Raw genomic sequence first — 26,304 nt, 5'->3', positions numbered from 1 at the left:
TCTAATACCCTTGCGTCTCCAAAACTCCCCCTTCAGGGGGCTGGGGGGCACATCTACAAGTATTCCAATACTTTTTGTCCCATGGCTATTGTGCCTAATATTTTGCTTTTATCGGTATTTACATCGGCGATATCACCGGTGCGGTAGCCTGCTTTTAATGTTTTGTCTATCGCGTCGGTAATGGCTTTTGCTTCGTCTTTCAGGCCGAAGCTGATCTCCAGCATCAGCGCTACAGATAGGATGGAGGCAAGCGGATTGGCCTTATCCTGCCCGGTAATATCATGTGCCGAACCGTGGATAGGCTCAAAGAAGCCAGTGCCATCGCCAATGGAAGCTGAAGCCAGCATCCCCATGGAACCTGCAATTTGCGATGCCTCATCGGTAAGGATATCGCCAAACAGGTTTGCGGTTAGCACCACATCAAACTTTTTAGGGTTTTTAACCAATTGCATGGCGGCGTTATCAATAAACATGTGCTCGGTTTCTACTTCCGGGTATTTTTTGGCCATGTCCTGCACTACCTCGCGCCATAGGCGGGATGATTCCAATACGTTCGCCTTATCTACCGAGCATAGTTTTTTACCGCGCACCATGGCAGCTTCGTAAGCTTTTATGGCAATGCGTTCCACCTCGTAACGGCTGTAGATCATCAGGTCGGACGCGGTGTTACGGTCTTCGCTGCGTTTTTTTTCGCCGAAGTAAACGTCGCCGGTCAGTTCGCGGAAGAACAGGATATCTGTTCCTTTCAGGATCTCGGGTTTCAGGCTCGATGCATCCAGCAGCTCATCAAATAACATGATAGGGCGCAGGTTGGCATATAAGCCAAGTTCCTTGCGGATCTTTAACAAGCCCTGCTCCGGACGAACCTTGGCAGATGGGTCGTTATCGTATTTAATATGGCCAATAGCACCGAAGAGGATAGCATCGCTTGCTTTTGCTTTCGCCAGGGTTTCATCGGGTAGCGGGTTGCCGGTAGCTTCGATACCTGCGTGGCCCATCAGCGCCTCGTCGAAAGTAAACTTGTGACCAAAATTGGCAGCAATTTTCTCTAAAACGGCCTTTCCCCAGGTGGTAACCTCGGGACCGATGCCATCACCGGGTATTACTAATATGTGTTTTTGCATAAGCTCTTGCCCCCTAACCCCTGAAGGGGGAACTTTTTTTGTTTTTATAATTTATTTACGCCGCGGACCTCGTTCAATTTCATGACCATCAGTTCCGCGTCGGTTTCAATCCAGTTATCGTATTCTTCAATGGCCTGCAGGCGGTCTTCATTGCTGATATAGCCTTCATCCACCATCTGAGTCATCTGCGCTACCGACGACCAGATGCCCACCTTTTGCGCGAAATTTGCATCACCTTTTTTGTACACTTCGTTTGCTTCCAGTACTTCAACCGATGTAAACCCGGCTTCTGTAAAATAACCTGGCAGGTCTTCGGCAATGTGGTTGTTCATGCCGGCATCGCCACGCCACCTTAAAAAAGTAGCGTAAAACTTCAGCATACTTGCAGGCGGTTGCGGCTGCCATTCCAATGCCTCGTGGTTATAATCCAATACGGATAATATTCCACCCGGTTTCAGCATCGATCTGAACTTTACCACCGCTTCCTGCGGGTTGCCCAGCCATTGCAGGGTTCTCGCCGATGTGATCAGGTCGAACTTTTCTGCTGGTTCGTAAGTAAACAGATCGGTATGGATTAGTTCCAGGTTATCGATAGCTGCATAAGTTTCTTTACCGCTTTCGATAAAATATGCAGTGTTATCTATGCCGGTAACGTGCCCTGTTGAGCCAACTTTTGCGACTATACCTTTAGAGATAGCGCCTGTTCCGCAGCCCACATCCAGCACTTTCCAGCCCGGTTGCAGCAACGGCGGCAGGGTTGCATAATCCACTTCCAAACTACGCTCATCGAATAGTTTGGCGGTGCCTTTGCCTTCTCGTTTTATCTCTTTCTGTTGTGTTGTCATTGGGGCATTGCGTCATTAAGTCATTGTTTACTCAAGACTTTAAACTCAGAACTTATTACCTTCCTTCAAATTCCGCTATTAGTTCTTTTTTGCTTAGGATGTAGTCGATATCATCGTAACCATTGGTCATGCAGGCTTTTTTGTAGGGGTTAACCTCAAAGCTTTCTGTTTCGCCGGTTGCTACAATTTTGATGAACTGGTCTACCAGATCTATTTCTATCACCGCGTTAGGATCAGCAAAAACGCCTGCAAATAATTTCGCCAGGAAATCTTCGCTCACCTGTACCGGTAGTAAACCATTGTTAAGCGCGTTGCCTTTAAATATGTCGGCAAAAAAGCTGCTTACTACGGCATCAAAGCCATAATCGGCAATAGCCCAGGCGGCGTGTTCGCGGCTGCTTCCGCAACCAAAGTTTTTACCAGCTACCAGTATTTTACCGCTGTAGATAGGTTCGTTCAAAACGAAATCCGTTTTAGGGTTGCCTTCGTTATCGTAGCGCCAATCCCTGAACAGGTTATTGCCAAAACCATCGCGGGTGGTGGCCTTTAAAAACCTTGCAGGTATGATTTGGTCCGTATCTATGTTCTCGATAGGCAGCGGCACTACGCTGGTTTGTATATGTTTGAATATTTTGGTTGCCATTGTCTGAATCAGAATTTACAGAATTTTAGAATTTACAGAATACCTATACCTTCTAATTCTGTCCGTTTTGTAAATTATATCGTTGGTTAAAATCAATTTATATTGTAAACTTTGACTGCCAAAGTTTATTAATAATCCAGTTGGATAATTGTATGCTACGGTGTAGTTTTTAGCCTGTGCTAAGTGTACATCTTCTAAATTGATGATTGCTTTCAGTTCAACCGACAGCCTTCCTTCAATTATAAAATCCGCTCGCCTCGTACCAACGTTCACCCCTTCATAAAATATCGGATGTTCCTCTTCTCTTACAAATTTCACATCTGCTTTAGTTAATTCATGCGCTAAGCATCTTTGGTAAATAACTTCCTGAAAACCATTGCCAAGTGTGTTGTGCACTTTCATAGCACAGCCAATTATTTTGTATGTAAGTTCATCCCTTTCCATTTAGCTAGTCACATTCTGTTAATTCTCTAATTCTGAAAATTCTGATTCAGACAGGAATTCCCTTATATCCGTCACCACCCCTGTTATCGCACTCGCTGCCGCCGTTAACGGGCTGGCCAGGAAGGTGCGGCTGTTTGGCCCCTGACGGCCTTCGAAGTTGCGGTTGGAGGTGGATACGCAGTACTTACCTGCCGGTATCTTGTCCTCGTTCATACCCAGGCATGCGCTGCAACCCGGTTCGCGCAGCGGGAAACCTGCTGCATCGAATATTTTGTCAAGCCCTTCGCGGATGGCTTGTTCCTGCACTTGTTTGGAGCCGGGCACTACCCATACGGTAACGTTATCGGCTTTGTGTTTGCCTTTTACGAATTCGGCTACCTGGCGCAGGTCTTCTATTCGCGAGTTGGTGCAGCTGCCGATAAACACGTAATCGATAGGTTTGCCTAACAATTGCTCATCATCGTGCAGGCCCATGTAATCAAGTGCTTTTTTGTACGAACCCTGTTCTTTCTGCTCAAACGATGCAGTTTCGGGTACGTGTTGTGTAACGCCTATGCCCATCCCCGGATTGGTTCCGTAGGTGATCATCGGCTCAATATCTTCGGCTTTAAAGCTTAGTATGCTGTCGAAATCTGCATCTTCATCAGAATACAATGTTTGCCAGTAAGCAACGGCCTCGTCCCACGCTTCGCCTTTAGGGGCAAATTCGCGGCCTTTTACATAATTAATGGTGGTTTCGTCGGGCGCAATTAGTCCGCAACGTGCACCCATTTCGATGCTCATGTTGCAGATGGTCATGCGGCCTTCCATGCTTAAACCACGGATGGTGTCGCCGGCGTATTCTACTGCGAAGCCTGTACCACCTGCCGCGGAAATTTGCGCGATGATATACAGGATGATATCCTTAGCGCCAACGCCGTTTTGCAGCTTGCCGTTCACTTCTATCTTCATCCTTTTTGGGCGCGATTGCAGCAAACATTGTGTAGCCATTACCTGCTCTACCTGCGAGGTGCCTATACCGAAAGCGATAGCACCAAATGCGCCGTGTGTAGAGGTGTGGCTGTCGCCGCAAACGTAGGTACCACCGGGACGGGTGATGCCCAGCTCGGGGCCTATAACATGGACGATACCCTGGAATGGATGCCCTAAACCGTAAAGTTCGATGCCGAACTCTGCGCAGTTTTTGGTGAGCATATCAACCTGGTAGCGGGAAAGTTCTTCTTTAATGGGGAGGTGCTGGTCCCAGGTAGGGACGTTATGATCGGCCGTGGCAACAGTTTGTTTTGGCCTGAAAACGGGTAAGCCCCTGGTGCGCAAACCATCAAATGCCTGCGGACTGGTTACCTCGTGTATGAAATGTGTATCGATGTATAAAATATCAGGGAAACCCTCGTTGCTACTGACGACGTGCGCATCCCAAATTTTGTCGAATAATGTCTGTCCCATGTTTTTTAAAGTTGAAAGTCAAAAGTTGAAAGTCAAAAGTATAAAGCGGATTTTTAACCTTCCACTTTATACTTTCGACTTTAAACTTCACTATGCTTCTACAGCTTGGTTTTCCGGGCGTAAACTGCGTACAGTTTTACCGGCTTGCCATAATTCGCTTTCGCGTAATTCTGCTAATTCAGCATCCAATTTTTCGCGGTAATCGTCTTTGCTGTTGCTGTCGATTGATTTTTGTGATTCAACGCCGGTTGCAACGCTTTTGTACAGGTCTTCAAATACCGGTTTAGTAGCATCACGGAATTTCTTCCACCAGTCTAACGCGCCGCGTTGTGCAGTGGTTGAGCAGTTGGCGTACATCCAGTCCATACCGTTTTCTGCAACTAATGGCATAAGTGATTGGGTTAACTCTTCTACAGTTTCGTTGAAAGATTCTGATGGAGAGTGGCCGTTAGCACGCAATACTTCGTATTGAGCAGCAAAAATACCCTGGATACAACCCATTAGTGTACCACGCTCGCCTGTTAAGTCGCTGAATACTTCTTTACGGAAATCTGTTTCGAACAGGTAACCGCTACCTACAGCGATACCTAAAGCAATAACGCGCTCGAAAGCTCTACCTGTAGCATCCTGAAAGATAGCGTAGCTTGAGTTTAAACCACGGCCCTGTAAGAACATACGGCGCAATGAAGTACCAGAACCTTTTGGTGCAACTAAAAATACATCCACATCAGCAGGAGGGATGATGCCGGTTTGCTCGTTAAAAGTGATACCGAAACCATGAGAAAAGTATAAAGCTTTACCCGGGGTTAAGTGTTTTTTAACCGTTGGCCATACAGCTATCTGTGCAGCGTCGCTTAATAAATAGCAAATAACGGTTCCTCTTTCCAAAGCCTCTTCAATTTCAAAAAGGGTTTCGCCCGGTACAAAACCATCAGCGATAGCTTTGTCCCATGTTTTTGAATTTTTACGCTGACCAACAATTACGTTGATACCATTGTCTTTTTGATTGAGCGCCTGGCCCGGGCCTTGAACACCGTAGCCAATTACTGCTACAACTTCGTCTTTTAATACGTCCTGTGCCTTTGATAAAGGGAACTCCTCGCGGGTTACTACATTTTCTTCACTACCGCCGAAATTTAGTTTTGCCATTGTTTTATTGTTTGTGATTACACCGATGTTGTTTAATGATTACACCGATTGATTTTTTATTGTGATTTATAACTGATTACTATTTTATATGATTTCACCGATTGAAGATGATTACACGGATTCTTAAATTCTGCTCCCCCTTCAGGGGGCTGGGGGGCTTTACATCGTAAACACTTTCTGACCCTTGTTCAAATATTCGTTTTCTATGACGTCTTCGCCTGGTTCCAGCCTTTCAAATTCGCGGAGTTTGCTGTTGAAGCCGTCACTTTTTTTGATGATGGCAACACGGGCACTGCGTACAAATTCTATCAACCCGTAAGGTTGCAGGATTTTGATGAGCGCATCGGTTTCCTCGCGGTGGCCGGTGGTTTCGAACACGGTATAATCCTTACGGATCACCACCGCACGAGCACCATTCTCGCGAAGCAAACGCTCTACACTTACCTTTTCGGCAATCACATCGGTGCTCATTTTATATAGTGCCATTTCCTGCCAAACCACATCCTCGTTAATGTGGTAGTATACTTTTAGTACCTCAACCTGCTTCTCAATCTGGCGGGTAAGCTTGCGCACCACGTCTTCAGATTCTGTGATCACAATGTTGAAACGGTGAATGCTCTCTATCTCCGACGGAGAGGTGTTCAGGCTGTCGATATTGATTTTACGGCGAGTAAATATGATGGCAATACGGTTTAGTAAACCTATTTGGTTTTCCGTGTAAACCGTTATGTTAAATTCCTGCTTGCCGTTATCTAATGTTTCCATGTTATTGTTTTAAAGTTCCCCTTCAGGGGATTAGGGGGGGCTTCTCTTATTTTAATCTGATCTCGCTAACGCTGCATCCTTGCGGAACCATCGGGAACACGTTGTTCTCTTTGGTAACCATTACTTCTAACAGGTAAGCACCTTTGTGCGCCATCATTTCGTTTAACGTTGGGATAAGCTCCTCACGTTCCGAAATTGATTTACCATCGATGCCGTAACCTTTGGCTACCATTACAAAATCGGGGCTTTGGATATCTACGAAAGAGTAGCGGCGCTCGTTAAACAGCTCCTGCCATTGGCGCACCATACCCAGGAAACGGTTGTTGAGGATGATGATCTTTACATCAACTTTGCTTTGCATAATGGTACCCAATTCCTGCAAGGTCATCTGGAAACCGCCATCGCCGATGATAGCAACCACATCACGATCCTGCGCGCCAAATTTTGCGCCTATGGCAGCCGGTAAAGCAAAGCCCATAGTGCCTAAACCACCACTGGTAACGTTGCTGCGGGTTTTGTTTAGCTTGGCGTAACGGCAGGCCACCATCTGGTGCTGGCCTACGTCGGTAACAATAATGGCATCGCCTTTGGTGATCTCGTTTAGTTGTTTGATCACCTCACCCATGGTCATTTCGCCACTTTCGGGGTTAAGTTCTTTATGAATTACCGCCTCAATTTCTTTCGCGGTGTATTCGTTAAAAGTTGCCAACCAGCCGGTATGTTTTTTTTCGTCAACCAAAGCGGTAAGCAATGGCAGGGTTTCTTTACAATCGCCCCAAACGGGTACCGTTGATTTTACGTTTTTGTCGATCTCGGCGGGGTCAATATCTAAATGCACTACCTTTGCCTGTTTGGCGTATTTATCAAGGCGGCCGGTTACACGGTCGTCGAAACGCATACCTATGGCGATCAATACATCGCAATCATTAGTTAACACGTTTGGCCCGTAGTTACCATGCATCCCCAGCATCCCTACGTTTTGCGGGTGATCTGTTGGGATAGCGCCTGCACCGAGGACCGTCCACGCTGCGGGGATCCCACTTTTTTCTACAAAGGCTTTAAATTCCTGCTCGGCACTGCCTAATATTACGCCTTGTCCCCAAATGATGAATGGTTTTTTGGCGCTATTGATCAGCTCGGCAGCCTCCTGGATATACTGGTGGCGAACGATAGGCTTTGGCCTGTAGCTACGGATATGGTTACATTTAACATAACCCTCGTAGTTGAATTTTTGGATCTGCGCGTTCTTGGTGATATCAATTAAAACCGGGCCCGGGCGACCGCTTTTGGCAATGTAGAATGCCTTGGCAATTACTTCGGGGATCTCGGTAGCATCGGTTACCTGGTAGTTCCACTTGGTAACCGGGGTGGTGATGTTGATCACGTCTGTTTCCTGGAAGGCATCGGTACCCAAAAGGTGCGCAAAAACCTGGCCGGTGATACAAACCAATGGTGTGCTGTCTATCTGTGCATCGGCTAAACCTGTTACCAGGTTAGTAGCACCGGGGCCGCTGGTAGCAAATACCACCCCCACTTTGCCTGATGTACGGGCATAACCCTGGCCGGCATGGATGCCGCCTTGCTCGTGGCGAACCAGGATATGATTTAATTTTTCTTTATAATCGTAAAGGGCATCATAAATAGGCATGATAGCGCCGCCGGGGTAACCAAAAATGGTTTCCACACCTTCCACGATCAAAGCCTCTAATAAAGCTACCGACCCTGAAACCTCTTTAAATGATTTAACCGATTTTTCTTCGATTTCACTTACTTCCTGTGTGATTGTTTGTGTTTCCATATTGCCCCCCAACCCCCTAAAGGGGAAGTTTTTAGCCCCCCAGCCCCCTGAAGGGGGAGCTGGAAGAATTGTTAATTATTTATTTTTTTGCTCCTTTGTTCCCCCTTCAGGGGGTTAGGGGGCTTTACATTTCATCTGTTACGCAACCTTCTGCTGCGCTGGTTACCGTTTTTGCATAGCGATATAGTAAACCTTTGCTAACCTTAAGCACCGGTTGTTGCCATGCAGCTTTGCGGGCTGCCATTTCTTCGTCGCTTAATATTACGTTGATGGTGTTGGTTGTTGCATCAATAATGATCTTGTCCTCATCTTTAATGATACCTATTGCACCACCGTCAAAAGCTTCTGGGGTGATGTGGCCTACCACAAAACCGTGGGTACCGCCGCTAAAACGGCCATCGGTAATCAATGCTACTGAACTGCCCAACCCAGCGCCAAATATGGCTGAGGTTGGTTTCAGCATCTCCGGCATACCCGGCGCACCTTTAGGGCCAACGTTTCGGATAACCACTACATCGCCTTTTTGCACGCGGCCGCTTTGAATGCCTGCTATTAGTTCAAACTCACCATCGAACACGCGGGCAGGACCCTCAAAATGAGTTCCCTCTTTACCGCTGATCTTGGCTACGCTACCACCTTCGGCAATATTGCCGTAAAGTATTTGTAAGTGGCCGGTAGCTTTAACCGGGCTTTCCACCGGCCATATAATTTTTTGCACATCAAAATCCAACGCCGGTACTTCTGCTAAGTTTTCGGCAATAGTTTTACCGGTAACGGTAAGGCAATCGCCATGCAGCCAGCCTTGGGCCAAACAGTATTTCATTACCGCGGGCACACCGCCAACGTTGTGCAGGTCTTCCATCATGTATTTACCGCTTGGCTTCATATCGGCCAACACCGGGATACGGTTACTTACGATTTGGAAATCGTCCTGCGTTACTTTTACGCCAACGCTTTTGCCCATGGCTATCATGTGCAACACCGCGTTGGTAGATCCGCCTAACACCATGATCACTACCATGGCATTCTCGAATGCTTCGCGGGTCATGATGTCCGAAGGTTTAATGTCTTTCTCTAATAATATTTTGATGGCCGCGCCTGCTGCCAGGCACTCGGCTTTTTTCTCTTCGCTTAATGCGGGGTTTGATGAGGAGTAAGGTAAGCTCATGCCCAAAGCCTCGATAGCTGCAGCCATGGTATTAGCGGTGTACACGCCACCACAAGCGCCCGCGCTCGGACAGGCGTTTTTGATCACCCCCAGGAAATCCTCAGGAGTAATGGTGCCGGCCATTTTTTTACCCAAGGCTTCAAACGCCGATACAATGTTCAGGTCTTCGCCTTTCCAGTGACCAGGTTTAATAGTACCGCCGTATACCATAATAGACGGGCGGTTTAAGCGGCCCATAGCCATAATAGAGCCCGGCATATTTTTATCGCAGCCGGGCAGGGTTATTAAACCATCATAGTACTGTGCGCCTGTAACAGCCTCAATAGAATCGGCAATAATATCGCGGCTCACTAAGGAGTAGCGCATTCCTTCGGTACCGTTGCTCATACCATCGCTTACGCCAATGGTGTGGAATATCAAACCTACCATATCTTCATTCCACACGCCTTGTTTAACCAACTTGGCCAGATCGTTCAGGTGCATGTTACAGGTGTTACCATCGTAACCCATACTTGCCACGCCGACCTGCGCTTTGCGCATATCATCGTCGGTAAGGCCGATCCCGTAAAGCATGGCCTGTGCGGCCGGCTGTGTTGGGTCCTGCGTAAAGGTTTTGCTATACTTGTTTAATTCTATAGCCGCTGTAGTATCTGATGATGAACTCATTTTTTATATTTTACGATCAACGTAAACGCTAAATTTGTTGATAGATGATTAGGTGATAATCTGTTTCTGTAAGTTAGATATAGCTACCGCGAATAACAACAACTAAAAAAAATATTTTAAAAAAGAATATTGTTTTTTATAATTTAATATAACAGAATTAAAATTTGTTAAATATATAAAATAAAGAATGTAATTTTTAACACCTTATACCAAAGTTTAAAACGGTATTTGGTATGTTTTTTATGCATGCATAACAAGTTTGCTAAATTCTGCCTGAAATGGCACTCAGCCCCAAAAAAATTGTCATAAAAAAAGCCCGGACAATACTGACCTGGCTCTCTATATCAGTATAAAAAGTTCTATCTACGAATAATGACTTGCGCCACTATAGTTATGTTATTGTTTAAATTGTTCATGTTGCTGTTTTGGTGAAAACTGAGCCCAAATGTAATAAAAGTTATTTCTAAACCACACGGCCAATATTGGAGTTTGCAAAATTCTTTTTGTTGTTCCCTCTGTTAAAAACTATATGCATCTTTACCTTTATAACAAACCATATACATGAAAAAATACCTAACCTTATTACTGCTGTTTATTGGCCTAAACGGCTACGCCCAAAAGGTAAAACTACAACTCAACTTGCAAAAAGACAGTACGTACTACCTTACCACCAATGCCAATATAAGTATAGACCAGGCAATTAACGGCACACATCAGGTGATGACCACCATTATTACTGCAAAGGTTGCCCACAAAGTAACCGCTATAAATGATACGCTTTACAACCTGGAAACCAGTTACGTTAATATGGCCATGCATATGGATATGATGGGTAAAGTGATTGATTTTAGCAGCAGCTTGGATAGACAGGATATTATTTCCAAGCTACTGGGCTCGATGCTGAACAGGCCATTCACCATTATAATGAGCAAACGCGGTAAAGTTGTAGCAGTGATGGGTACCGATAGCCTTTATGTACATATGTTTGATAATTTACCCTCGATACCCGACGCGCAAAAAAACCAGCTTAGGGCTCAACTACAACAGTCGTTCGGCGAAAAATCTATTAAATCTAATCTGCAGGATTCTTTTGTAATGTTGCCAAAAGATGAAATTGGTGCAAATGGGGTATGGACAACCAATAGTTTAATGGAAGCAGCAGCCATAGTTGCTAATACCAAGATAAACTACAGCCTGAAGGCTATAACGGACGACGCGTGCTTAATAGAGGGAACCGGCACCGTATTATCTGAAAAAACGCTGCCTGACTACAGGGTTGCTAACGGCATACAAATGCGTATGACCGCAGTATCCGGCGAACTTACCACCAAGATAAAACTCAACAAAACCACCGGCTGGATCGTTGAAAACAAACAAACCCGCAATCTGAAAGCTACTGTACAAATAAAAGATACTGCGGCTACACCAGGCGGCATGACCTACCCGATGAGCATCATAGGAGATATGACCGCAACAGGGAAATAAAAAGCTTGACCGCAAAAACAGGCCCAGACATTTGTCCGGGCCCTTTTGTATTTTTTGCCAACAATACTATTTAGTGAATTTCTTCCGAGGGCTGCGGCTCGTATGAAACACGGCGTAAACTATAACCTCGCTTTTTTATAATCTTGAAAACAACAACATAAGGGACTGTTTGTAAAACTATTTGACGAAGTCTTTCTTAATTTTTGCATACAGCAATGCCCAATCTTCAATTTTCCCAAAACAGCGGCTCAATTCTTTTAAGAATAACTCTCCTAAACCTTGTTGTTGATCCTCATACCAACCATAGGCCTCCTGTGCCATTTTGATGGCGCGCGGCTTAACTATTAACTGCGGCATTAAAAATCTCGTTGCCTTCTGATTATTTGAATAGCTTCGTCCTTAGTATAGGATTTGGTTTTGCCAGTTAAATGCAACTCTTCCTCCTGTTCTAAGATGTCGAGTTGCTCGTCAGACAATAAAAAGGCTTCTCCTTCATCAATATCTCTTTCCAATAATGTATAGATGGCCTTTACTTTGTTTTCTTCAGCATCTGCCAAATAACTTATTATTTTTTGCCGCATATTTAATGTAGTCATACTTTTACACTTATATACAAATTTATAGTTTTAGAACTGATACTCCAACAACAAAAAAGGCTTTCGACATGCGTCGAAAGCCTTTTCAATATCAGCGCAAAAAGCAATTACTTATGGGTAATGCCTTCTGCCAGTACAGTTACTTTATTGTTTAAAGCTTCTACTACACCGCCTTTAATAAAAAAGATATCTTCTTTACCGCCATCCCTTACGGTTAGCTTGCCATCATTCAGGGTAGAGATGATGGGGGCGTGGTTGTTCAGGATCTCTAAAAACCCTAAAGTACCGGGCAGGGTTACTGAGGTAGCCTCGCCTTCGAAAACTTTTTTATCAGGAGTAAGAATTTCTAATGTCATGCTTTTGGTATCAAGTAGTTAGTATCAAGTATCAAGTAAAAATTTAGTAGTATAAAGCAATTTTATTAAGCGGAAAAACAAAACTGTCTTGCTACTTGATACTAACTACTTGATACTAATTAAATACTTGCTACTAATTATTAGCTTCTGCTAATAATTTCTTGCCTTTTTCAATAGCGTCTTCAATGCTGCCCACAAGGTTAAATGCTGCCTCAGGGTATTCATCTACTGCGCCATCCATGATCATGTTAAAGCCTTTGATGGTATCTTTAATATCAACCAATACACCTTTTAAACCGGTGAACTGCTCTGCCACAAAGAATGGCTGAGAAAGGAAACGCTGAACACGGCGAGCACGCGATACGGTTAATTTATCTTCTTCAGAAAGCTCGTCCATACCTAAGATGGCGATGATATCCTGAAGTTCTTTGTAACGCTGTAAAGTTTCTTTAACGCGCTGAGCGGTATTGTAGTGCTCATCACCTAAGATAGCCGCGCTAAGGATACGTGAGGTAGAATCCAACGGATCCACCGCAGGGTAAATACCAAGCTCCGCAATTTTACGCGAAAGTACGGTTGTAGCATCTAAGTGGGCAAAAGTTGTTGCCGGTGCAGGGTCAGTTAAATCATCCGCAGGAACGTAAACGGCCTGTACAGATGTGATTGAACCACGTTTTGTTGAAGTGATACGCTCCTGCATGGTACCCATCTCTGTTGCCAAAGTTGGCTGGTAACCTACCGCAGATGGCATACGGCCTAATAATGCCGATACCTCAGAACCTGCCTGGGTAAAGCGGAAAATATTATCGATAAAGAAAAGGATATCGCGGCCTTTACCTTCTTCGTCACCATCGCGGAAGTACTCTGCAAGGGTAAGACCTGATAGCGCCACACGTGCACGTGCACCTGGAGGCTCGTTCATCTGGCCGAAAACGAAGGTTGCTTTTGATTCTTTTAAAGCTTCAGGATCGATCTTTGTAAGATCCCATCCGCCTGCTTCCATGGAGTGCATAAATGCATCGCCATATTTTATAATGCCCGATTCAAGCATCTCGCGCAGTAAGTCGTTACCTTCACGGGTACGCTCACCTACACCCGCAAATACAGATAAACCTGCATAAGCTTTCGCGATGTTGTTGATCAGTTCCTGGATTAATACGGTTTTACCTACACCGGCACCACCAAACAAACCGATCTTACCGCCTTTTACATAAGGCTCTAATAAGTCGATAACTTTAATACCTGTAAACAGGGCCTCAGTTTCGGTAGACAGGTCCTCAAAACGCGGAGGCGTGTTGTGGATAGAGCGTCCATTGGTTTTATCAAGATTAGGGATACCGTCGATAGCATCGCCAACTACGTTAAATACGCGGCCTTTAATAGCATCACCAATCGGCATTTTAATAGCAGCTTCGGTATCTAAAACATTCATTCCGCGCAGCAGGCCGTCGGTAGAGTCCATGGCGATTGCGCGTACACGGTCTTCACCTAAGTGTTGCTGAACTTCTAAAATAATTTTTTGTCCGTTGTCTTTAGTGATCTCAAGCGCATCATAAATCTTAGGAAGATGTGCATCATCAGCGAAACTTACGTCAACTACCGGACCGATGATCCGTGATATTTTTCCAATGTTTGGCATATATTACCTGGTGTTTTAAAGAATTTTAATTGAAACGGATACCTTTATTATACAACGGTACTATTTCAGAGGCGCAAAGTTAAGGTTTATTGCCAAATATTTAAATAGTTATGTTAAGATTTTTTGATGTTTTTATTAAAGGTAATTTCTTAAGTTTGATGCCCAATAATAAACCAATTATTTCTGTTACGTAATTTCTCATTAATGAAAAAACTTTTACTGCTACTATTGTGGCTATCACCTGCTATTGCCTTTGCACAGGGTTTTCAGGTAAATCTTGGTGGGCAAAAACAAATTGGCATGGGCCATACCGGCACCGGCCTGCTGCAGGATGGCGCATCCATTTTCTTTAACCCGGGTGCTGTCGCCCTACTGCCGGAAAATTCCGTCTCTGTCGGCATAAGCCCTTTATGGTTCAAATCCGGCTTCAATCCATCGGGCACCAACGACAAGTATTTTACCAAAAACCGCGTAGCAACGCCTATACAGGCTTACGCCGTTTGGGGGCCAAAAGCCGCGAACTGGAAATTTGGCCTGGGCGTTTATACGCCATTTGGCGGGCTTACCGACTGGGGTACTACATGGGCGGGCAAATACGCGGTAGAGAGCCTGGATTTGAAAGCTATCTTTATTCAACCAACGTTTAGCTACAAGCTAACCAATGCTTTAAGCATTGGTGCAGGTTTTGTATATAATCATGCCAGCGTAGATCTGAGGAAGGCCATACCTTTGGCAGATGCTAACGGAAACCCCGGCCAGGCAAAACTGGAAGGTACGGGCAAAGGCTATGGCTGGAACGCCGGGATCTTCCTGAAAACCAAATCTTTTACAGCAGGGCTGGACTACCGCTCGAAAGTGAATACCAAACTAAAAAACGGCGACGCGATTTTTACCGTGCCATCATCCGTGCAGGCAAACTTCCCGCAACCAAATACGTTTAACTCGGGCATACCTTTACCGGGAACCCTATCGTTAGGTCTTGGGTTTTATCCAACCAAAAAATTGACCGTGGGCTTCGATGCTAACTTTGTGGGCTGGAGCAGCTTTAAAGCGCTTGCCTTTGATTACGCCACCAACACCTCTGCATTGGCCGATACTTATTCCCCACGCAACTACGAGAATGCTTTCGCGTTGCGTACCGGTGCGGAATATAAATACAGCAATAAATTAGCACTGCGCTTTGGCGGCGGTTATGCTACTACGCCTGTTAAGGATGGGTATGTAACCCCCGAGGTGCCGGATGCTAACCGTTACTACTTAACCGGTGGCGTGGGCTACAAGCTTGCTAAACGCTTAGATATCGACCTGTCTTTTGAGTTTGAGCACCTGTTTACCCGTACCCAAACCAATATCGAAACACAGTTATCGGGTACTTTCAAAAGTAACGTGTATATCCCCGGCGTTTCACTTTCTTATCATTGGTAATATTTAGTATTTAAGCACATGAAATCGATAAAAAATTACATATACATATCTGCCGGGCTGTTATTATTAGCATCGTGCAAGCCTACTATAGAAACCCCGGCCTCTACACAAGGTGGTGCCGATTTTTCGCGGTACATCTCTCTGGGTAACTCGTTAACCGCAGGGTACGCCGATGGCGGTTTATACCTGGAAGGGCAATTAAACTCCTACCCAAGCATTATTGCCAAGCAAATGGCTATGGTTGGCGGCGGTACATTTACGCAGCCATTATTTAACGCCGATCAGTCTAACGGTTCGGGTTACATCCAATTAACTGGCTTTACCGCCACAGGCTCGCCGATCACTACGCCGGTTACTACTAACCTTGCGGTTAGGGGTACAGCTGCTATACCGGGCTTTGGCACCGTGGTTTTATACACCAAATACACCGGCGACATAAACAACTATGGTGTACCGGGCATAAAACTACAACAGGTAACCTATGCACCTTATGGTAACCTTAACGGTTTTTTTGAAAGAATGCTGCCGGGCAACGCAGGTACAAACAGCACCACCTACCTTGATTTTGTTACCGCCAAACCATTCACCTTTTTTACCGATTGGTTAGGTAATAACGACGCATTGGGTTACGCAACCAGCGGCGGCGCGGCAGATGCACTTACCCCTAAAGATCAATTTGCCGGACTATACAACCTATCGATAGGTAAACTAACCGCAACCGGCCAAAAGGGCGCTGTGGCTACTATACCTGATGTTACCGCGGTACCTTATTTTACTACGGTTACCATTGGCGCTATTTTGGCGGGCGTGCAAAAAAACGCGCCAACCGTTACGGCTTTGTATATCAATGCACGCAGCACTGCCGATATAGCTACTACCACTTATGCCGCACGCGCTGCAACAGCAGCGGATTTGGTTGTATTAACCTTCCCTACCAGCAAAATAGGCCAGCCGGTAACCGTGCCAGGTGTAGGTACCGTGCCTTACGGTTTAACGCCTTATGCGCCGATTGAGAACCAATATGTGCTGGATGCTAATGAGGTTACGTTAACCAAAGATTATGTGAACGATTATAACAATACCATTAAAGCGGCTGCAACCTCTAAAGGCCTCGCGGTGTTTGACGCATTTACCTTCCTGAACAATTTAAAGGCTAACGGGATGGTGATAGACGGTGTAAGCCTGGGCTCAAATTACATTAGCGGTGGTGTGTTTTCGCTTGATGGCATCCACTTAACCCCGAGAGGCTACGCTATTGTGGCTAATGAATTTATAAAAGCCATTAACGCGCAATACGGGTCAAATATCCCTAAAGCGAGCGTATCGGCTTATAATGGGGTGAAGTTTCCGTAGTTGAGTTTTAAGTTCTGAGTTATGAGCCTTGAGTTATGAGTTGATCTTCAACTTACAACTCAAGGCTTTTTACTTAAAACCCACAACTCATCACTCAAAACTCAACACTATCTTCCCCATATGCTCGCTGCTTTCCATTAGCTCATGTGCTTTGGCCGCTTCATCAAAGGAGAAAGTTTTATAAATAACAGGTTTTATTTTTCCGGATGCCAGGAGCGGCCAGATATGCTCTTCCAGTTTTTGGGCGATGGCGCTTTTAAAGGCTACCTCTCTTGCCCGCAGCATCGACCCGGTGATCACCAGCCGTTTGCGCATTACTTCGGATAAGTTAATTTCTACTTTGTTACCTTTTACGGCGTTTATCATCACCAGCCGGCCGTCATTTGCAAGGCAACGGATGTTTAAGGGCGTGTAATCGCCACCTATCATATCTAATATCACATCAACGCCCTTACCGCCGGTGAGCTTATTAATGGCTTCGCCAAAATCTTCTATATTATAGTTGATGGCTTTATCGGCACCCAGTTCTTCGCAAAATTTGCATTTTTCGGCGCTGCCGGCGGTGACGTAAACGGTGCCGCCCAAGGCTTTGGCCATTTGTATAGCGGTAACCCCAATACCGCTGCTACCGCCATGCACCAACAGGCTTTCGCCCGGTTGCAGTTTGGCCCTATCGAACACATTGCTCCAAACGGTAAAGAAGGTTTCCGGCAGGGAAGCAGCCTCCTCAAAAGATAAGTTATCGGGAACGGGCAGGCATTGCCCTGCGGGTACGTTACAATATTCGGCATACGCGCCGCCTATGACCAGCGCGCAAACTTTATCGCCAATTTTCCAGCGGGTAACATCGGCACCAACTTCGCTAATCACACCTGCAAGCTCCAGTCCGGGAATATCTATTGGAGCGCCATCGGGTGGGGGGTAGTTGCCTTTGCGCTGGAAAACGTCCGGTCGGTTTATGCCCGCCGCCATTACTTTTACCAATACTTCAGTAGCGCCGTGGCTGGGTGTGGGGCGTTCTGCAAGCTGTAATACTTGCGGGCCGCCGGGTTGGGTAATGATGATGGCTTGCATGGGTTTATCCTATTCCATATTTAACTATAGGCAAAATGAATTTTTTTTGAATTGGCCAAGTATTAAATTTACTAAAATTGTTTATCAAACACTTCATCCAGGTTTTTTTCCAGGTCTGTAAACTCTCCCTCGTTATCGTTTCCACGTTGCCAATTTGGATGCTCGCCAAGGTAACGCCCAAGGATTTTGCCTTGTTTGTCGATTAAAATAGCTACTGTTGGGGGCATGCTGTCTACGTTGTATGCATCAAATACTTTAGCGTTGTAAGCTATAGAGATATTGTGCCAGGCGCGTAAGTCTTTATTTTCAATTGCTTTTTTCCAATCCTTTTGAAAAAAATCCTGCGTGAGCCCTACTATCTCCAACCCCGATGGATGATATTTATTGTAAATAGTTCTCAAGTGAGCGTCTTCGGTGCTCTTTACCAACGCCCAGCTTGCCCAAAAATAAAGCAATACATAGCTTTTCTCCCTAAATGATTTAAGCGCAATCAACTTCCCGTTAATATCCCTTTCCGCAAAAAGTGGTGCAATGCCGCCGGTTGCCGATGCTTTATGTTTAGCAATTTTTTTTGCAAGCAGTTTTGCTGCGAAACTGTTTTTTACCGCAGCGTTAAGAGCGGTGTAGAACATATCTGCCGAGTCGAGCCGCAAATCCGACAGGCCATCAAAGTAATAGTTAATCAAATATGGGCTTAAATAAGAATTGGGATGAGCCGTTATAAACTTGTAGTCAATGTTCTTTTGCGCTGCTTGAATTTTAAGCCAGTCGCGATTAAGGTCGATTCCTTTTCGTAATGAAACTTTTTGGAGGTCCAGTTTGTTCCAATCATCCTGCATTAATGAGCCTGTAATTTTGGTGTGTTCAGGGTCGTTTTCTGCTAATGACACAAACATCTTTCCGGGACTCAAGAAAATCGGATTCGAGCCAAGGCCCCAGCGCGGGTCGGGCAAGTGGCTAAAGTAAAATTCTGCATAAAGCGGGCCTGGTATATAACCTTTAAATGTAAATGAACCGTTCTTTATATACGCTTTAAATACAACCTGTTTTTCGTTAGATAATTTATATCTGAGCCATAAAATACGTGTTTTTGATGGCGAAACGGTTCCCCTCAATTCGAAATTATCGGCAAACTTTTGTGTTTGTGCAAAGGCAACTGAGTTAAACAAAAGAAAGGCAAAAAACAGGCTTGGGTAGTTTTTCATCGTGTGAAATTATACCTTAAAGTTAAATTAAAAAGGTGTTTCATTTAAGGTTTGATAAATATTTAAATATGCCAAAATATGAATACGATCTGGTGAAATAGCCGATTTATCTGAATAGGCTTTCATATTATTTTCGTTCTTCTATTAAATCCCAAAGATTACCATACAAGTCTTCAAATACCGCTACGGTGCCGTAATTCTCTTCAAACGGATCGCGAATAAAAGTCACCCCGTTTTTTAAAAACAAGTGATAATCGTTCCAAAAATTGTTGGTGTACAAAAATAAAAACACCCTGCCGCCGGTTTGGTTTCCAACACGGATTAGCTGTTTTTCGTCAACAGCTCGGGCCAGTAATAACCTGAAATCCGAATTAGGTGGTGCCACCAATACCCATCTTTTGGTGCGGGTTAAAACAGTATCTTCTATTAATACGAACCCCAATTTTTGGCAATAAAAGTCAATGGCTTCGGCGTAATCTTTAACAAGCAAAGCTATCTGTCCAATTCTTTGTGCCATTTTATGTCTTTTTTGAACTACTGATGCATCGCCCTAAGCGATTTTCCGGATAAAATAACCGCAGAACTATCGGCAATATTGAGGATTGCTTTTTCGGCAAAACCGTGGCCAATATCCAATATGGTATAATCGTTAAGGGTTGCCGATACATAGCCGAAGTGTATGTTTTTTGATCCTTTTAACTCGGGCGCCATTTCAAACAGCACCTGACTGGAATCTGCCTGGGCTACTTTAATTGTATCAAAGCTGTTGTTATAACTCTCCACTTCCAGCCTCGATTTGCCCTTCACATTAACGCTGATGTTTGCCTGCCTTAGCTTTTGAAGTTCAAAGTTGGTGTTGTTAGCGTCGATAGATAATAATCGCGGCGCAAACAGGCGCACCAGCACCCTGTTTTGCATCCAGTTTTTTTCGCCCTGGTTTTTGTATTTGTTAGGGAATGTGAGGTGCAGAGTGTCGTTTTTTACATAGGCTTTAAAAGTAACATCCTTTTGATAGGCGTCCCAGTAATTAAGCACCCGCACCGATGCATGCTTGTTTTGTTCGAACACGATCTGGGTGATGTTACCGCCATCCAGCTTGAGGTGTTTAAAAGGCTGCTCCAGTACTTTGTTGTAGTTCCAGTAGAGGTCGCTTTTATCAACCTTGTCGTAAACGTTTTTAAACGCCAGGTCAGATACCACCACGCCTAACAGCATTATGGCAAATAATGCGGTGAGTATTACTGTGCTAATTTTAGTCTTCATGTTTTTTCTCTTTAAAAGTTTCGTCGATAAATTTCTTGTAACGCATTTCAATTTCTTCCACCGGGATGTCCAGCAAATACATGCTTCGTAAAAATACCGGCAGCTCGTTCTCTAAAAACTGCTCTTTTCTAAAGGCAATTACTCTGGCCATGGCATCGCCCTCTACAAAGTAGCCCACACCCCGTTTATTGGTAATGATCTCGCGCTGCTGCAAAAAATCGTAGGCGCGCTGCACGGTGTTGGGGTTAACCTGCATCATCACGGCAAGATCGCGTATACTCAGGATCTTTGCTTCCAGTGGCCACTGTTTAAGCAATATCTGCTCGCAAACGTATTCTGCTATCTGTAAATAAATTGCTTGCTTTTCTCTAAACTCCATTCTAAATTTCTTTTTCTCTCAACCTTACGTATGCGGTTATCCATAAAACACCAGGCAGCACATACTGCAAAAAATTGTTGGTAATATCATACGCATAATGCGGCAACTCAATGCTGCCAACTTCCGATTGTACTTTTATCAGTACCGTAAAGTACGGGAACGCGACGTCAACATTAGAAAATAATAGACTAACAATACCCAGGTTTAAAAAATAAATGGCGGCCAGCATCCCGCACACCACCAGCGCTACCTTTACCAGGGCAACCCGGTTAAAGTACAGCGAGCCCACCATCATAGCCCCCACAAAATTAGTATATAACACCGTTGCCTTAATAACTACATTATTATCTTCGAACACGTATAGATAAACATGGTCGTACAAGCTGCGATAGAGCGGACTGCTGCGGTCGAGCCCGTTATGGTAGGCGGTTACAAAACTGTAATCCATCAGCCTGAAAAAGCTTAGAAAAACAAGGCAGAACAGTGGCCCGGATATTAATACACCACAAAGCCATTTTTCCAGGGCGGAGGCAGGCAAAGTAAGGTATGAGGCCCCACCCGCGTTGGTGGTAAAGTAGCTGAACACTACCGACGATAGCACAACGCCACCACCTATAAAGCCCCAAATGAAGGCCAGATTTTGCGCGGGTCCCCAATCTAAAGCGTAAAGGATAAGCGTATAAAGTAAAAAGGTGAACGCCAGCACGGCGGCAAATGCGCCAATTATTTGCATAGCACGTTCCAGGATGGTTTTCTTTAATAAAAGCCCAAACCTGCTGAGGCTAAAAGTATCATTCATGGGTAATTAAGTTAGTTGGTTGAAAATATTTGTTTGGCCATCGCTGGGTTTTCGGTAACCCCGTTAAACAGTTGTTCCAGGTTTAGGCCAGAGTCGTCGCCGTCAATGTTTTCCATTACTACAGCGGTCCCGCGGAGCATTTTTTCGGAGTATAGTACTTTAACTCCAGCCGGTATTTCCGATACGGTTTTAAAGCAAACTTTATCGGCAATATCAGCCACGGAAGCATGCAGCAGCAGTTTGCCATCGTCTACAATAATTACATTATCTATCATGTTCTCCAGGTCGCGAATCTGGTGGGTGGAGATAAAGATGATCCTGTCCTCGTTCATTACCGAGGCGATAAGTTTCCTGAATTGCGATTTGGAAGGGATATCTAATCCGTTGGTAGGTTCGTCCATCAGCAGCACCCTGGTATTGCAGGCCAGGGCAAACGCTATCACAAACTTTTTTTGCTGTCCGAAAGATAATTTATTCAGTTTGCCGTCAACGCTTACTTCCAGCTCGGTGAGGTATCTGTAAAAATTGTCGCTATCAAACAGCGGGTAAAAGGGGGCAAAAAGGTTTTTATATTGTTTAATGGTGAGCGCGGGCACATACACATCCTCAGCAATGTAATAAATGGTTTGCAGGAAGGATGGTTTACGGGTTTTTGGCACCATGCCATTAACCATTACGCTGCCTTCTACCGGGAACAACGTACCTACCATGTTTTTTAGCAAGGTAGATTTTCCCGCGCCGTTTTTCCCCAGCAGCCCGTAAATGCTGCCGCTTTGAATTTCTAACGTAAGATTTTTGTAGAGCAGCTTTTTGGGCGAATAACCAAAGGACAAGTTGTTAAATTGTATCATTAGTGTATTAGTTAAGTAGTACACTACAAATGTAGATAGATATTTAATAACTCCAAGTGTTTTTGATTTTTTTTGTAAAAAAACAACTCGTCACTTCGCAGGGTGCAGAATTTCCGGCTAAAAGCCATTTATTTGCATAAAACAAAACATTATGCCATTACAACCAGGCCAACCGGCCCCACAGTTTAAACTTACCTCATCCGAACTTAAAGACGTTTCCCTTACCGATTTTAAAGGCAAAAAGGTAGTGTTGCATTTTTTTCCTTTAGCTTTCACCGGCGTTTGCACCACGCAGCTTTGCACCATGCGCGATAGCTTTGGTTATTACGACGGGCTGAACGCGCAGATCCTGGGCGTATCGGTTGATTCGCCATTTACCTTAGCTAAGTTTAAAGAAGAGAACGCTTATCAATTTCCGCTACTTTCAGATTTTAATAAGGATGTATCTGAAGCTTACGGTGCGCTGTACGAGTCTTTTGCCTTTGGGATGAAGGGTGTATCTAAACGTGCTGCTTTTGTGATAGATGAAGAGCAGAACATCATCTACGCCGAGGTACTTGAAAACGCCGGCGACCTGCCCAACTTCGAAGCCATTGCCGAGAAAGTAAAATAAGCAACTATTTATAAAGATAGAATGGTTGATGAACACGTGTTTATCAGCCATTTTTTTTGACCGAAGCCTGCACCATAAATTTGGTTTTGAGCCGCAGAAAGAAACTTTCGTAATAATAGTACGACAGGCAGGGCACAATTGCTATAAACAGAAAGTTGATTGGATAGGAGCTGGGCCAGAATTTAGGGTCGTTAGATACAAAGAGCTGCTGCCATATATAAATACTGTAGGACAGGATGCCGATAGTGGCCAGTGGCTTAAAGTTGAAAACTTTAAAAGTAATATCTGTTGCCTGGTAAATACTGTTTACAATGATGAACCCCGTGAGTACCGATAGGAACAGGTTGCTGAAAACTGCCTTCAGGCTAAAAAAGTCGTCATACTTTATCCAAAAGATAATTACCAGGCAAATTACGGTAATAAAAGGCCTGAGCTTGCCGAAGTTGAGATACCCCTTAAAGCAAAGCACAGAAAAAAAGCAGCCCAAACTAATGGCCTGGAATTTAACAAGGAAATGGGTGAGTGCGTAAAGCAGCCCGCTATTAGGAAGGATATTTGCCGATTGCAGGTATAAGATCACAGGCAGCACAAATAAAATGAACATTACCAGTGCTACAAATACAGCAAATTTTTTCTTGATAAAAACAGGGAAGATGAAGTAAAACTGCTCTTCAACAGCAAGCGACCAAAAATGCCCCAGGTTCCAATGAAAGCTTAGTTTTTTGAAATAAGAGAAATCTGCCGCAAAAAAAGCCGAGCTTAATATATTTAACCAGCTTATGTTTAAGTTCAATATATAATTGAGTGCAATAATAAGGGCTATATACAGGTAGGCAACCGGCAATATGCGCAAAGCACGCCGTATGTAAAAGTTTTTTAGGGACAGGGTGCCGGTGATAACCTTCTCTTTAATACAAAGCGTAGTAATGAGGAAGCCACTTAAAACAAAAAACATGTTCACGCCCAGCGAGCCTATGTAAATAAAGTTGGCCAGCCCCCGGTATTGCAGATCAAATGCATGTGCAAGCACCACCAGTATTACCGCTATGCCCCTGATGCCGTTTAGCGAGGGGTAGAATTTTTGATTAAGGACGGCGGGTGTTTCGGTAATATCGGCAAATAAAGATGAACCTTTGGCAACTTCCATTATAGCAGTAAGGAATGAATAATTAGCCGCTAAAATAAAACTTATATAAAATACCTTAACTTTTAATATTGGAAATTAACGCCTTAAGTTTTTTTATTAAATGTTTTTATAAAACTATTGCAGTAATTAAAAAGAAATTCTATTTTTGCAGTCCGTTAAAAAAGGGGCATATATCTATTTTTGATGTATGACACCGGTTACCGGAAACGCACTTGTAGCTCAATTGGATAGAGCATCTCACTACGGATGAGAAGGTTTGGGGTTCGAATCCCTACAAGTGCACATATTTCAACCACTTGCGAGGAACAGCGACATCCTCCAGGTGCCCAAAAAATTAAGCCTCTGCGTATTGTTCACAAAGGCTTTTTTAATTTTTAAACATAAGGGATGCTTAACTTAGTACTGTTTGGTCCCCCCGGAGCAGGGAAGGGTACTCAATCACAAAAACTTATCGAGAAGTTCGGGTTAATTCATCTATCTACAGGTGATCTACTACGTGGCGAGATTACGCAGGGCACCGAGTTGGGGCTGGAAGCAAAAAAACTGATGGATGACGGGAAGTTAGTTCCCGATGCCGTTGTGATAGGGATGATCAGCAATAAACTTGACGCTAATAAAGATGCTAAAGGTTTTATTTTTGATGGCTTTCCACGCACGGTAGCACAAGCTGAGGCGTTGGATAGTTTGCTTTTATCTAAACAATCTGCCATATCTGTCATGATAGCTTTGGAGGTTAACGACGCTGAATTAGAGCAACGATTGTTATTACGTGGTAAAAGTTCGGGCAGACTGGATGATGCTAACCCGGAAGTGATACGTAAACGTATAAAAGAATATAATGATAAAACAGCGCCGGTTGCGGGGTTTTATCAGGGTCAGAATAAATATACAAGTATAAATGGCATTGGTAGTGTAGAAGATATCTTCACTTCTATCAATAGCGTTATAGCTACTTATAAATAAGTCCGGAAGTCGGATAAGTCGGTAAAGTCCGAAAGAAAGAAGCGTATGTTTCTTATCTTTCGGACTTTACTAACTTTGGGGCTTTCCATCTCAAAAGAAAAAAGATTATGTCGCAGGGTTCAAATTTTGTTGATTATGTAAAGATCTGCTGCCGTTCCGGCCACGGAGGAGCAGGTTCTTCGCATTTACACAGGGATATTTTAACCTCGATGGGCGGCCCTGATGGCGGCGACGGCGGCCGCGGAGGCCACGTTATTGTAAAAGGTAACGCCCAGTTGTGGACCTTGCTTCACTTAAAATTCCGCAAACACGTCATAGCCGGCGATGGCGATCCGGGTGGCAGCTCGCAACGAAGCGGCAAAACCGGGCGTGATGAGATATTAGAAGTACCCCTGGGTACCATTGCCAAAAATGCCGAAACAGGTGAGATCCTTTTCGAAATAAACCACGACGGGGAAACCCAGATATTAACCAGCGGCGGCCGTGGCGGCTTGGGCAACTGGCACTTTAAAACATCCACCAGGCAAACCCCGCGCTTTGCCCAACCAGGCGAAGACGGCCAGGAAGACTGGAATATCCTCGAACTAAAAATACTGGCCGATGTTGGTTTGGTAGGTTTCCCTAACGCGGGTAAATCAACCTTGCTTTCAGTGGTATCTGCAGCGAAGCCGGAGATAGCCGATTACGCCTTTACAACGCTTGTGCCTAACTTGGGCATTGTGGGGTACCGCGGCAATCAATCGTTCGTTATGGCGGATATACCGGGCATTATAGAGGGTGCATCGCAGGGTAAGGGTTTGGGGATCCGGTTCCTGCGTCACATCGAGCGTAACTCGGTGCTTTTATTTATGGTACCGGCCGATACCGCGAGGACGATAAAAGAAGAGTACGACATCCTGTTGCGGGAGCTAAGCCAATATAACGACGAACTGATGCACAAACCACGCGTGCTGGCCATTACAAAAAGCGATATGCTGGATGAAGAATTGCAGGCGGAGATGGAGAAGGAAGTACCGGAAGGCATTCCTTACGTGTTTATTTCATCGGTAGCGCAGCGGAACATCACCGAGCTAAAAGACCTGCTGTGGAAAGAGATTAACAGGTAACC

Annotated in this window: 27 protein-coding genes and 1 tRNA gene; 7 read left to right on the top strand and 21 right to left on the bottom strand. The window is 44.6% G+C overall.

Going from position 1 to position 26,304, the window contains the following annotated elements; translation table 11 throughout:
• Positions 1 to 53: 53 nt before the first annotated feature.
• From leuB to ilvD, 9 genes are all read right to left on the bottom strand, one after another.
• Positions 54 to 1,124, bottom strand: a complete 1,071-nt coding sequence (gene leuB / locus EPL05_RS02245; RefSeq protein WP_128531881.1) for a 3-isopropylmalate dehydrogenase — start codon at positions 1,122 to 1,124, stop codon at positions 54 to 56.
• Positions 1,125 to 1,168: 44 nt separating this feature from the next.
• On the bottom strand, positions 1,169 to 1,969 hold the full coding sequence (locus tag EPL05_RS02240) for a methyltransferase domain-containing protein (protein WP_128531880.1): 801 nt from the start codon (positions 1,967 to 1,969) through the stop codon (positions 1,169 to 1,171).
• Positions 1,970 to 2,024: 55 nt separating this feature from the next.
• Positions 2,025 to 2,612: a 3-isopropylmalate dehydratase small subunit gene (gene leuD / locus EPL05_RS02235; protein WP_128531879.1), complete on the bottom strand. Its 588-nt coding sequence runs from the start codon at positions 2,610 to 2,612 to the stop codon at positions 2,025 to 2,027.
• A 15-nt stretch (positions 2,613 to 2,627) separates the two neighbouring features.
• Positions 2,628 to 3,056, bottom strand: coding sequence for a GxxExxY protein (locus tag EPL05_RS02230; protein WP_128531878.1), 429 nt, complete (start codon positions 3,054 to 3,056; stop codon positions 2,628 to 2,630).
• Between the two features lie 18 nt (positions 3,057 to 3,074).
• On the bottom strand, positions 3,075 to 4,502 hold the full coding sequence (leuC, locus tag EPL05_RS02225) for a 3-isopropylmalate dehydratase large subunit (protein ID WP_128531877.1): 1,428 nt from the start codon (positions 4,500 to 4,502) through the stop codon (positions 3,075 to 3,077).
• 90 nt (positions 4,503 to 4,592) lie between these two features.
• Positions 4,593 to 5,651 carry a ketol-acid reductoisomerase gene (ilvC, locus tag EPL05_RS02220; RefSeq protein ID WP_128531876.1) on the bottom strand — a complete coding sequence of 353 codons (1,059 nt, stop codon included), beginning with the start codon at positions 5,649 to 5,651 and terminating at the stop codon, positions 4,593 to 4,595.
• 159 nt (positions 5,652 to 5,810) lie between these two features.
• Complete coding sequence (ilvN, locus tag EPL05_RS02215; RefSeq protein WP_128531875.1) at positions 5,811 to 6,416, bottom strand: acetolactate synthase small subunit; 606 nt, start codon at positions 6,414 to 6,416, stop codon at positions 5,811 to 5,813.
• A gap of 46 nt (positions 6,417 to 6,462) precedes the next feature.
• The gene (gene ilvB / locus EPL05_RS02210) at positions 6,463 to 8,214 is read right to left on the bottom strand and encodes a biosynthetic-type acetolactate synthase large subunit (protein ID WP_128531874.1); all 1,752 of its coding nucleotides are present in this window, start codon (positions 8,212 to 8,214) and stop codon (positions 6,463 to 6,465) included.
• 124 nt (positions 8,215 to 8,338) lie between these two features.
• Positions 8,339 to 10,048, bottom strand: coding sequence for a dihydroxy-acid dehydratase (gene ilvD, locus EPL05_RS02205; RefSeq protein ID WP_208394651.1), 1,710 nt, complete (start codon positions 10,046 to 10,048; stop codon positions 8,339 to 8,341).
• A 561-nt stretch (positions 10,049 to 10,609) separates the two neighbouring features.
• On the opposite strand from ilvD, the gene EPL05_RS02200 reads away from it, so the two are divergent.
• On the top strand, positions 10,610 to 11,533 hold the full coding sequence (locus tag EPL05_RS02200; RefSeq protein WP_128531873.1) for a DUF6263 family protein: 924 nt from the start codon (positions 10,610 to 10,612) through the stop codon (positions 11,531 to 11,533).
• A gap of 177 nt (positions 11,534 to 11,710) precedes the next feature.
• On the opposite strand, the gene EPL05_RS02195 is transcribed toward EPL05_RS02200, so the two are convergent.
• From EPL05_RS02195 to atpD, 4 genes are all read right to left on the bottom strand, one after another.
• On the bottom strand, positions 11,711 to 11,890 hold the full coding sequence (locus EPL05_RS02195) for a hypothetical protein (protein WP_128531872.1): 180 nt from the start codon (positions 11,888 to 11,890) through the stop codon (positions 11,711 to 11,713).
• On the bottom strand, positions 11,890 to 12,129 hold the full coding sequence (locus tag EPL05_RS02190) for a hypothetical protein (RefSeq protein ID WP_128531871.1): 240 nt from the start codon (positions 12,127 to 12,129) through the stop codon (positions 11,890 to 11,892). The genes EPL05_RS02195 and EPL05_RS02190 overlap by 1 nt, the downstream gene beginning before the upstream one ends.
• Before the next feature lie 107 nt (positions 12,130 to 12,236).
• On the bottom strand, positions 12,237 to 12,485 hold the full coding sequence (gene atpC, locus EPL05_RS02185; protein WP_128531870.1) for an ATP synthase F1 subunit epsilon: 249 nt from the start codon (positions 12,483 to 12,485) through the stop codon (positions 12,237 to 12,239).
• 133 nt (positions 12,486 to 12,618) lie between these two features.
• Positions 12,619 to 14,124, bottom strand: a complete 1,506-nt coding sequence (atpD, locus tag EPL05_RS02180; RefSeq protein ID WP_128531869.1) for a F0F1 ATP synthase subunit beta — start codon at positions 14,122 to 14,124, stop codon at positions 12,619 to 12,621.
• 204 nt (positions 14,125 to 14,328) lie between these two features.
• Between atpD and EPL05_RS02175 the strand changes: the two genes are divergently transcribed.
• Both EPL05_RS02175 and EPL05_RS02170 read left to right on the top strand, forming a co-directional pair.
• Positions 14,329 to 15,549, top strand: a complete 1,221-nt coding sequence (locus EPL05_RS02175; RefSeq protein ID WP_128531868.1) for an OmpP1/FadL family transporter — start codon at positions 14,329 to 14,331, stop codon at positions 15,547 to 15,549.
• Between the two features lie 18 nt (positions 15,550 to 15,567).
• Positions 15,568 to 16,902 (top strand): SGNH/GDSL hydrolase family protein, encoded by a 1,335-nt coding sequence (locus EPL05_RS02170; protein WP_128531867.1) that lies wholly within the window; start codon positions 15,568 to 15,570, stop codon positions 16,900 to 16,902.
• Between the two features lie 90 nt (positions 16,903 to 16,992).
• Here the strand turns inward: EPL05_RS02170 and EPL05_RS02165 are convergent, their stop codons facing one another.
• The 7 genes from EPL05_RS02165 to EPL05_RS02135 all read right to left on the bottom strand — a co-directional run bounded on the left by EPL05_RS02165 (position 16,993) and on the right by EPL05_RS02135 (position 22,473).
• A complete protein-coding gene (locus EPL05_RS02165; protein WP_128531866.1) occupies positions 16,993 to 17,976 on the bottom strand; it encodes an NAD(P)H-quinone oxidoreductase in 984 nt (327 codons plus the stop codon).
• Between the two features lie 71 nt (positions 17,977 to 18,047).
• Positions 18,048 to 19,181 (bottom strand): TlpA disulfide reductase family protein, encoded by a 1,134-nt coding sequence (locus tag EPL05_RS02160; RefSeq protein WP_128531865.1) that lies wholly within the window; start codon positions 19,179 to 19,181, stop codon positions 18,048 to 18,050.
• 127 nt (positions 19,182 to 19,308) lie between these two features.
• On the bottom strand, positions 19,309 to 19,698 hold the full coding sequence (locus tag EPL05_RS02155; protein ID WP_128531864.1) for a VOC family protein: 390 nt from the start codon (positions 19,696 to 19,698) through the stop codon (positions 19,309 to 19,311).
• A 17-nt stretch (positions 19,699 to 19,715) separates the two neighbouring features.
• Positions 19,716 to 20,444: a hypothetical protein gene (locus EPL05_RS02150; RefSeq protein ID WP_128531863.1), complete on the bottom strand. Its 729-nt coding sequence runs from the start codon at positions 20,442 to 20,444 to the stop codon at positions 19,716 to 19,718.
• On the bottom strand, positions 20,434 to 20,823 hold the full coding sequence (locus EPL05_RS02145; protein ID WP_128531862.1) for a GntR family transcriptional regulator: 390 nt from the start codon (positions 20,821 to 20,823) through the stop codon (positions 20,434 to 20,436). Before EPL05_RS02145 ends, EPL05_RS02150 begins: the two co-directional genes overlap by 11 nt.
• Before the next feature lies 1 nt (position 20,824).
• Positions 20,825 to 21,622 (bottom strand): hypothetical protein, encoded by a 798-nt coding sequence (locus tag EPL05_RS02140; RefSeq protein ID WP_128531861.1) that lies wholly within the window; start codon positions 21,620 to 21,622, stop codon positions 20,825 to 20,827.
• Positions 21,623 to 21,633: 11 nt separating this feature from the next.
• On the bottom strand, positions 21,634 to 22,473 hold the full coding sequence (locus EPL05_RS02135) for an ABC transporter ATP-binding protein (protein WP_128531860.1): 840 nt from the start codon (positions 22,471 to 22,473) through the stop codon (positions 21,634 to 21,636).
• 151 nt (positions 22,474 to 22,624) lie between these two features.
• Between EPL05_RS02135 and EPL05_RS02130 the strand changes: the two genes are divergently transcribed.
• Positions 22,625 to 23,086, top strand: coding sequence for a redoxin domain-containing protein (locus EPL05_RS02130; RefSeq protein ID WP_128531859.1), 462 nt, complete (start codon positions 22,625 to 22,627; stop codon positions 23,084 to 23,086).
• A 43-nt stretch (positions 23,087 to 23,129) separates the two neighbouring features.
• On the opposite strand, the gene EPL05_RS02125 is transcribed toward EPL05_RS02130, so the two are convergent.
• Positions 23,130 to 24,233, bottom strand: a complete 1,104-nt coding sequence (locus EPL05_RS02125; RefSeq protein WP_128531858.1) for an acyltransferase family protein — start codon at positions 24,231 to 24,233, stop codon at positions 23,130 to 23,132.
• Positions 24,234 to 24,441: 208 nt separating this feature from the next.
• Between EPL05_RS02125 and EPL05_RS02120 the strand changes: the two genes are divergently transcribed.
• The 3 genes from EPL05_RS02120 (at position 24,442) to obgE (ending at position 26,302) form a co-directional block, all read left to right on the top strand.
• A tRNA-Arg gene (locus EPL05_RS02120) sits at positions 24,442 to 24,515 on the top strand.
• 105 nt (positions 24,516 to 24,620) lie between these two features.
• Positions 24,621 to 25,196: an adenylate kinase gene (locus EPL05_RS02115; protein WP_128531857.1), complete on the top strand. Its 576-nt coding sequence runs from the start codon at positions 24,621 to 24,623 to the stop codon at positions 25,194 to 25,196.
• A 107-nt stretch (positions 25,197 to 25,303) separates the two neighbouring features.
• On the top strand, positions 25,304 to 26,302 hold the full coding sequence (obgE, locus tag EPL05_RS02110) for a GTPase ObgE (RefSeq protein WP_128531856.1): 999 nt from the start codon (positions 25,304 to 25,306) through the stop codon (positions 26,300 to 26,302).
• The last annotated feature ends 2 nt before the right edge of the window (positions 26,303 to 26,304 follow it).

Source organism: Mucilaginibacter gilvus, from assembly GCF_004054195.1.
Classification (GTDB): domain Bacteria; phylum Bacteroidota; class Bacteroidia; order Sphingobacteriales; family Sphingobacteriaceae; genus Mucilaginibacter; species Mucilaginibacter gilvus.
This window is presented reverse-complemented; position numbering and strand designations above follow the sequence as displayed.